The following is an 8,993-nucleotide window of genomic DNA, read 5'->3' as shown; positions in this document are numbered from 1 at the left end:
ACATAGAAGAATCTATAAGAAGCATCCAAAATCAAACAATAGAAGATATTCGTATCATTATTGTAGATGATGGCTCCACAGATGGAACTTCCAGCATCATTTCCGCTCTTGCACAGGAAGATCCGCGCATTGTTCATCATTTACAGAAAAATGCCGGGATCGTTGCCGCCCTCAATAACGGTCTCCAACTCTGCGATGCCCCGTATGTCGCGCGCATGGATGGGGACGATATTTCCTATCCCGAAAGATTTGCAAAAGAACTCCACTATTTAGAGCAGAATCAAAACTGCGTTGGGGTGAGCGGCAGGGTCCGTCACATAGATCCTGAGGGCCAGGCCCTCGGCACCATAACAAAAGTCAAAGACGAAAATCTGATTACGGCGTGGTCCATTCCAGCCAATGAGCCCAGCCTGATTCATCCAATGCTGATGTGTCGACGCGACGCCCTTCAGAAAGCCGGTGGCTATCGATACATCTATCAGGCCGAAGACACTGATCTGTATTGGAGATTATCCGATGTCGGAACCCTACATAATCTAGACGACATCCTTGGAGACTATAGAATCCATCCCGATTCACTGTCTTCCCAGTCCATCAAGGCCGGACGACAACAGGCTGTCTGGTCACAACTTGCCGCTATATCCGAACAACGCCGGAAAACGGAACGGCAGGATCTGGATTTTTCTATCACGTTCATGCAGCGCATCCGCTCGTTTGAACACCTTCCAGCACTCATTCATGAAATCTCGAAACAACTATCTTCCGATGAACGGACATGGTTTCAATGTGCCGTCTGCGCCAAGCTCATAGAAATGTCCTATTATCGACCCTACGAACCGGAGCCTGAAGACATCGACGTCATCCGTATCTGCACGAAGCAATATCCGGAAGCACGTCACATGGTTGGGTACACCATCTTCCACGAAGGCATCATTTCCTGCGGCATCCGACTGATCGGTCAGCGTCGCTTTACGGATGCCCTCCGCCTTGTGGGCCTACAGAACATGCCGAAAGTTCTGGCCCGCGCCATTTTCCGCTACGCTCTTCCCACAGACCTGAAAACGCAGATTAAGACATTTCTGAAGCGACCAAAGGTTTAATGTTGCCTCTATTACCATCAGCACATTCATTCCAGAGAACACCAGACTGAGGCTCTTTCAGAATGCTTCCTCCAACGGCGCTTTTATATAAAAACCTTTTGAAGAGCGTGATCCTCGCACCAAAATTGCGGGATATTCCGGTATTTTCTGGCTGGAAGGATGTAATTTTCAAACAAGGCGATACAGAACACCACAAACCCATTCCAAAAATCATCTGGATTTTCTGGGACGACAAAGACAAACCAGCGCTCGTCCAGGCGACCATAGAACAAGCAAAGAGAATGAACCCGGATCACACCGTAAACGTTCTCGACAATACAAACATTTCAGATTTCTTTCCCGACGATTTTCTTAAAAACTCCAACGTCCAGCCACAGTACAAAAGCGATCTGGTCCGTTTGGAACTGCTGGAACGCTATGGCGGTATCTGGATGGATGCCACCTGCATCCTCAATGAGAGTCTCCAGTGGATTCAGGACGCCAATACGCAACACTCTGCTGATCTCATTGGTTTTTATCGAAACCGAGATACCGTCGATCACCAATTTCCTGTGTTGGAGAATTGGTTTCTGGCCGCCCCCTCCAACACGGATTTCATCAAAGAGTGGAAAAAGGAAATTCAGAAAATAGTCAGTATTGGGCCGGAAAGTTATTACACGGAATTACAGAGCCGCCCTGACTACAAAGAGATCGCCCAGAACATTCAACGACCAGATTATCTGGTCACCTATCTGGCGGCACAGATCGTCATGCGGAAAACGCCACCCAATCTTTATCTTCGCAGAGCCGAAGACGGTCCGCTTCTTTATCAGGAAGCCATCAAATGGGACCGGGAACGCATCGCCGCAATCCTGTGCCGGATCAAAGCGCCCTCCCCCATTCCCCCGATCATCAAACTCACACATAGCAATCGTTACCTGCTGCCACTCATGATCAGGCTGAAACTGGTACGACCGGACAGCATCCTTGGGCGATTTCTTGCGGTCCTAAAGCGATAGAAAACACGCCTAGCGTCCATCCTCCATCGCCAGCGGCAAGTTGGGCACGCCATGCCGCCCCGGTCGCATCACCCAAGGACGGTTGCCGGTCCACTGGCGGTCCGAGACAGACGTTACTCCGGACGCGCCGAGCCAGACCGCAAAGGCGCCTTCCCGCCATACGGCGAACCGATCCACCGTCGGCACCGACCGGCAGGAAGCGCGTGCCGGACTGACCGAAACGAACAGATCCATTCCTGCACAGAGTGATGCCGGGATTGTCGATTGACCGTCGCTATGGTCATCCACCCGCAAAAGAATGGACCGCTTCTTGCGCGTCAGAACACAGACACCCGGCACATCATCCTCGCCACAGACCAGATTGCCGTCCGAAGATTCTCCTCCCTCAGCCGGCATATCTCTGACTGGCAGAGCATAGGCCTGCGCCAGAGAGCGTTTTTCAAGCCATGCGTCTCGTGACTTACCGTTGACCAGCAGATGATTGTCAGCCCGCACAGCCACAACACCTCCATCAGGTGTAATGACCATATCCGGCATTGCATGACAGAACGGCGATGCAAAACCGATGACCATCGGCAACACACCAAGCAGACGCCAGCGGCGACTCCACAGACAAAGCCAGCACAACCCGAACAGAAAAAGCGCCAGTCCCCAACCGGGTGTCATGGGCACGGCCATACGGGCTTCTGGCCAGTGCGCCACGCTTCGCGCTAGCCAGACAATGCCGTGAACACCCTGTCCCATCCCCCACAGAACCGGACCATCCAGATGCAAAGGCATCAGGAAAACAGCCAGCAGACCAGCCGGCATGACCCATAGCGCCGTCATCGGGACGGCAATCAGGTTCGCCACCACAAAAAATGGCTGGATCTCACCAAAATGCGCCATGGAGACAGGAAGCGTGGCAAGACCAGCGAGCAGGCTTGTCAAAGCAAGGCTCGCCACATGCACCATGAAACGTCGCCACCATTGCCCTTCTCCGTGCAGTTTCAGCAATGGCTGCCGCAGCACTTCATAGCCAGCGATCAACGCCATAACGGCGGCGAATGACATCTGGAACGGCACGTCCAGCAGCACGGATGGCCCCGTCAACAGCAGCACGACCGCAGCAACGGCCAGCCCACGCATGGACGCGGCGTTCCGTCCCGTGATCAGCGCCAGAACCACCAGACCTGCCATCATCAGACTGCGCAGGGCAGGCAGATGCATGCCGGTCATGACCACATATACCGCCCCACCCAGCAGTCCACAGACCGCGGCGATCTCCTTGCAAGGCCAGCGCAACGCGGTCCATTCCACCGCTGCCAGACCATATCGTGTGGCTGTGACAATCAAACCCAGCACGATACCAAGGTGCAGACCGGCTACCGCCAGCAAATGGGCCAGACCGGAAGCGGCAAAGGCTTCACGGTCGGCTGAAGGGATTGCGCTCGATACGCCTACAAGCAGGGTTGTGGCGATAGCGCCATCGGTTCCCGGCAGAACTCTGGCGATACGTGCTGCTATGTCTTCGCGCAGCGTTTCGATAGATGTGGAAAACCAGCCGTTATGGCCCTGATCGAGAGCGGCAACAGGGCCAAGCGCTCTTCCTGTTCCAGCCTCGCCCTTGAACCACGCTTCCCTCTGTAGATCACGTCCGCCCGGCATCACCGGAAACGGCGGCGCCACAAGCAGCGCCCGCAACCGCACCCTGTCACCGGGGCCGATTGGAAGCGGATCGTCATCCCTGAGTTTGATACGCAAGGTCCGCGACAAAGGCGCCATGCCAGCATCAAGCCAGCTTTCGAACTGAACGCTCGCCAGTGTCAGACGTCTTCCCCCTGCCGCGTCTTCACGGGCCGGTAGAATATCCACGGCCTGCACGCGTCCATTCAGTACGACAGCACGACGCGGCAGTTCCGGCATGGGAGAGGCACGATGGGTCTCGCCCCACGCCGCGAGAAAACCAAGCGCCAGACAGAAAGACGCCGTTCCGATGAGTCGGCTGCCCAGTCGCTGCCAGCCAACGATCATTGCCAGCAACGAGATCAGCGCCAGCAGAAGCGCGCCCCACGGAGCGGGTTCGGTATGGAATTGAAAGTAAGTGAGAACGCCACCAACCAGCCCGACCGGTATCCAGAGCGGCAATCTGTGGCGTTCTTCGAGTAAGCGTGCCTGAAGACGTATCACACCGTCTCTCACTCCACGCCCACTCCTGGCATGACGCCAATCCGATCCGGAGGCTTCACACGGATTTTCTGATACGGATCACTCAGGGTTCGAGCGGGCGGCCTTCGCATGCACCAAAAAACACATAGTGCAGGAAGAGATCATCATCGAAGCCAGCTAGATCCGGATTGGCCTCAAGGTAAGCCTTGGCATTGAAGTGGGCGTTGGGCTGACGGCCTTCCCGGAAGCCCGAACTGCGATAATGAATCACAGGGTCAACGCCTGCTTCCGCTACATCCGGGTAATGCTCAAGGTACCATGCACTATCGAAGTAAAGCGCATCACGGACCGGCTCGCACTTTTCCGGGGCCTGAACAATAATTTCTTCAACTTCTTCAACGACGACAGGTCGTGCTCTCCGCGCTCCGCCTCTCTTCGTCGCGATTGCGCTGCTCTTAACAGCGCGCGCCTTGGCAACAGGCTGCCGTGCTTTACCTTGTTTAGTCGATTTCGTCACACTGGCCCCAGCCACGCCTGTCTCTCCCTCATTTGCCGATAAATGAATATCGGCTCATTGCGTTGCAAACATTAACAATACGGACGGGAATGACAATGCGACGGGAGCCAAGATTTACGTTAAAAACATATCGAACGTCATATTATTGTGTCATAATGTAACATTCTGGAGCAATCTCCGCCTTGGCCAAACGTCCTGTTCACCGTTTCGTCTGCCAGACCTGTGGCGCCGTCTATCCAAAATGGTCCGGCAAGTGTGAAGCCTGCGGAGAATGGAACACCATTGTCGAGGAAACACTCGAACCCACGGTTTCCCGAACCAGCCGGACAAAAAACCGGCTGACCTTCACCGGGCTTGAAGGTAATTCCGCTCTTCCCCCACGTATCATGACCGGGATCGAAGAACTGGACCGCGTTCTGGGTGGCGGGTTCGTTCCGGCCTCCGTCGTTCTTGTGGGAGGCGACCCTGGGATCGGCAAATCGACCCTGCTGTTACAGACGGCCAGCCGACTGGCCTCCAACGGACAGCGCGTGGTTTACATCTCCGGTGAAGAAGCCGTTGAACAGATCCGCATGCGGGCGCAGCGTCTTGAACTCATCGCCCCGACGCTGGAACTGGCCGCTTCCATCAATGTATCAGATATCGTCGCGACACTGGAAACCGATACGCCTCCGGGACTGGTTATCATCGACTCGATCCAGACCATGTGGCTCGACAGCATCGAAAGCGCACCGGGTTCCGTCGCACAGGTAAGGGCCTGCGCATTCGAGCTGATCCGGCTGGCGAAAAAACGAGGATTTTCACTGGTGCTGGTCGGGCATGTCACGAAGGAAGGCGGTCTGGCCGGGCCACGTGTGATGGAGCATATGGTCGACGCCGTGATGTATTTTGAAGGGGATCGCGGACATCAATTCCGTATTCTCCGCGCCGCCAAGAACCGTTTCGGAGCTACCGACGAAATCGGCGTGTTCGCGATGACCGATCGCGGGCTGATACAGGTGCCCAATCCTTCCGCCCTGTTCCTCGCCGAACGACAGGGCAATATTGCCGGGTCAGCCGTGTTTGCCGGACTGGAAGGCACACGCCCCGTCCTGCTCGAAGTGCAGGCGCTTCTTTCCCCGAAAGCAGGGGATGGCAGTCCGCGCCGTGCCGTGATCGGCTGGGATTCAGGCCGCCTCTCCCTCCTGCTTGCTGTTCTGGAAGCCCGATGCGGTCTCAAGCTGACAGGCATGGATGTCTATCTCAATTTTGCTGGGGGTCTTCGCGTCACGGAACCGGCTGCCGACCTAGCAGCGGCTGCAGCCATTATCTCTGCAGCCACAGGTCACCCCACGAGCGCGGGAGCGGTCTTTTTTGGCGAAGTGGGACTGTCAGGTGAAATCCGTCAGGTGCCGCAGGCTGAACTGCGGCTGCGAGAAGCCCAGAAACTCGGCTTCACGACCGCCATTTTTCCGCGACGTGTCGCGCAGGGGGCGACACGGTTGAAACCGCCACCGGGACTGGATTTGCATGAACTCGGCCATCTTTCGAGTCTGGTCGCCGCTCTCGGCGCCCCGCAGGGCAACGAGGCTGCACCCGACTAACCTGGGAAAGCCGGGTTACTGCGCGGGAACCTCATCGGAGCGGCGCATGTCGGCACGATCCGCCGGGGTTTCGATGCCGGTTTTGCCCGGGAGGCCTATCACGCGGATATAAATGCGGGTTGAAGGAATGCCCGCATTCATCAGAACAGCGCGAATCGCGAGCCCACGGCTGAGCGACATACGACGCGGGCGGGACGGATCATTGGGCACACCACTTGCCGTGATATCCACCAGCCCCCGAATGTCTGGCTGTTCCTTCAGCATTTTTGCAAAAGCCAGAACGGCGTTCTTCGTATCCTGATTGAGATGGTCCGAATCCGGAGCAAATGTGATGCGCAATCCACCGACGATGGGACGCGCTTCACCCACGGCATCTTTGACCGGAGCAGGATCAGGCGGCATCGGGAAAGGATGCAGTTCAACCGGAATGGGCGGCGGTGTCAGGACTGGCGGCGGAGGAGGCGCCAGTGGAATCGTCGCGGCGGGTGGTGGCGTCACGGGATGCGCCGGAGCCGCTGCGGTGGAAGGAGTTGATGCAGGCGGTGCCGGAACAGTCTGCTGAGCAGGCTGCGTCGTTTGGTTGGTGGCCTGTGGCGCAGAAGATGATGGCGCTACCGGAGCAGGCGCGACAACCTGTTTATGCTCTACCCTGTGTTCCGTTTTGCGGACCACAGGTTTCGGCTTGGCCGCCTGTTGCGGAGCCGCGCCACCAAAAGCATTCAGCGCAGTCGTATCTGTGGTCACCTGCGCCTGAGCATCCGCCGTGACGAACAGCGTTGCCAGTCCGACGCTGGCGGTTGTCGCGACCAGTCTGCCGACGTACGAACAACGGGCATTTTCCGGCGAACCGTTCATGAAAAGAACCTCAGGGCAACGCATGATGTCATGCTAAATCCCCCGAACAGCCTCTTCATGCAAGCTGTCAGGATAGGCTGTTCAGCGATGTTCAAGCTTCGACGAGACTTTCCGCAACAATCGCCCGCAATTTCGGGTGCAGATGGCTGTTACCGGCAACAATCAGCACATCTTCAGGAAGGTCATTCAGGTCATTGCCTGCGGGGTCTGTGCAGTAGCCGCCCGCTTCGCGAACCAGCAGGGCACCCGCCGCACAATCCCACGGCTTGATGCCGAATTCCCAGTATCCCTCGTAACGGCCAGCCGCCACCCACGCCAGATCCAGCGCAGCCGCGCCAAAACGGCGGATACCGGCAACCTGCGGCATGAGCGTGCCCATCACACGGGCAAACGGCAGCCGACGCTTCGGAGAAACCTTGGCGAACGGAATGCCAGTGGCGAACAGCGCTTCCAGCATGTCACGACGCGCCGAGACGCGAATACGACGATCGTTCAAATAAGCACCGACGCCCTTCTCCGCCCAGAACATCTCGCCTGCGGCCGGGTTGTAGACAACAGCAGCCGTCAGTTCGATCGACCCATCCGGCAGACGACGCTGAAGACCGATGGAAATAGCCCAGTGCGGAATACCGTGCAAAAAGTTGGTCGTGCCGTCGAGCGGATCAACCACCCAGCGCCACGTCCAGTTGTCGCCGCCCGATTCGCCGCTCTCTTCCATCAGGAAGGCATAACCGGGACGTGTCCGCTCCAGTTCTTCCCTCAGTGTGCGCTCGGCGCGCAGGTCTGCCTGCGATACGAAATCGCCCGGCCCCTTGATGCTGACCTGAAGCTGCTCGACCTCATTGAAGTCGCGCAGGAGACGCTTCGAGGCCTTCTCGGCTGCTGCCTGCATCACGGTCATTACGGGGGAAAGACGCATCGCCACGATGTTCGGTCCTGTGGAATTTCGGGAAACGGGAAACGCCGGAACAGACTGCTCCGGCGCGTGTCAGAGTCGAACGATGCCCCTCAGGACTTCGCACGCTCCACATAACTGGCGTCATCAGTGCGCACAACGATACGCTCGCCCGCCTCGATGAACGGCGGCACCATGGTTTTCACACCATTGGAGAGCTTCGCAGGCTTGTAGGACGAACTGGCCGTCTGGCCCTTCACCACCGGATCAGCCTCGACAATCTCCAGCGTCACCTGCGGTGGCAGCGTCACGGCAACCGGGTCGCCTTCAACCAGATTCAGGTTCAGCACCATGTTGTCCTGCAGGAACGGCGCCTGATCGCCCAGCAGTTCGACCGGGATCATGAACTGCTCGAACGTCTCCGGGTCCATCAGAACCAGCGTTTCCCCGTCGGTGTAGGAATAATTATATTCCTTGTCCTCGGTGATCAGACGCTCGACCGTGTCGGCAGTACGCCACCGCTCGTTGGTCTTGTTGCCCGTTTTCAGATCGCGCATTTCAACCTGAATGAACGCGCCACCCTTACCCGGCGTGATGATCTGCTGCTTGAGCACCGTCCAGCGACGGCCGTCATGCTCAATGACCTGCCCGGCTCGGATCAGGTTTGCCTGCTGCTTCATGATTTATCCCTGAGAAAAGGAAACATCTGGAATTGTGAACGGGCTTCTACCGCTCGACAGGGAGAAGAGCAAGGTGCGGCTGGCCTGAGGCAGACGCTCAGTGCGACACTTCAAGCGGAATATACGTTCGGAAGGATGTTCACTGACGTTCTGCATAAGCAGAAAATATCGGGCAGGCGGGATTCGAACCCACGACCCCCAGTCCCCCAGACTGATG

8 protein-coding genes are annotated in these 8,993 nt (G+C 57.1%); 3 read left to right on the top strand and 5 right to left on the bottom strand.

The window, feature by feature from the left end:
* On the top strand, positions 1-1,100 hold a 1,100-nt coding region (locus ABF824_RS14550), incomplete at its 5' end, for a glycosyltransferase (RefSeq protein ID WP_415489723.1).
* A 62-nt stretch (positions 1,101-1,162) separates the two neighbouring features.
* Positions 1,163-2,098 (top strand): glycosyltransferase family 32 protein, encoded by a 936-nt coding sequence (locus ABF824_RS14545; RefSeq protein ID WP_415489722.1) that lies wholly within the window; start codon positions 1,163-1,165, stop codon positions 2,096-2,098.
* A 9-nt stretch (positions 2,099-2,107) separates the two neighbouring features.
* On the opposite strand, the gene ABF824_RS14540 is transcribed toward ABF824_RS14545, so the two are convergent.
* Together ABF824_RS14540 and ABF824_RS14535 are read right to left on the bottom strand one after the other, a co-directional pair.
* Positions 2,108-4,279, bottom strand: a complete 2,172-nt coding sequence (locus ABF824_RS14540; protein WP_415489721.1) for a ComEC/Rec2 family competence protein — start codon at positions 4,277-4,279, stop codon at positions 2,108-2,110.
* 70 nt (positions 4,280-4,349) lie between these two features.
* Complete coding sequence (locus ABF824_RS14535) at positions 4,350-4,778, bottom strand: hypothetical protein (RefSeq protein ID WP_415489720.1); 429 nt, start codon at positions 4,776-4,778, stop codon at positions 4,350-4,352.
* Between the two features lie 167 nt (positions 4,779-4,945).
* Here ABF824_RS14535 and radA point away from each other — a divergent pair, with 167 nt between their 5' ends.
* Entirely contained in the window at positions 4,946-6,346 is a 1,401-nt protein-coding gene (gene radA, locus ABF824_RS14530; protein ID WP_415489719.1) for a DNA repair protein RadA, read from the top strand.
* Positions 6,347-6,361: 15 nt separating this feature from the next.
* Here radA and ABF824_RS14525 read toward each other — a convergent pair whose 3' ends face one another.
* The 3 genes from ABF824_RS14525 to efp form a co-directional block, all read right to left on the bottom strand.
* Entirely contained in the window at positions 6,362-7,201 is an 840-nt protein-coding gene (locus ABF824_RS14525; RefSeq protein ID WP_415489718.1) for a hypothetical protein, read from the bottom strand.
* Between the two features lie 91 nt (positions 7,202-7,292).
* Positions 7,293-8,120 carry an inositol monophosphatase family protein gene (locus ABF824_RS14520; RefSeq protein WP_415489724.1) on the bottom strand — a complete coding sequence of 276 codons (828 nt, stop codon included), beginning with the start codon at positions 8,118-8,120 and terminating at the stop codon, positions 7,293-7,295.
* Positions 8,121-8,209: 89 nt separating this feature from the next.
* The gene (gene efp / locus ABF824_RS14515) at positions 8,210-8,776 is read right to left on the bottom strand and encodes an elongation factor P (protein WP_415489717.1); all 567 of its coding nucleotides are present in this window, start codon (positions 8,774-8,776) and stop codon (positions 8,210-8,212) included.
* Positions 8,777-8,993: the final 217 nt, after the last annotated feature.

The organism is Acetobacter sp. (assembly GCF_047721705.1).
Lineage (GTDB): Bacteria > Pseudomonadota > Alphaproteobacteria > Acetobacterales > Acetobacteraceae > Acetobacter.
Note: the sequence above shows the minus strand (reverse complement) of the source record. Positions and strands in the feature narration are given on the sequence as shown.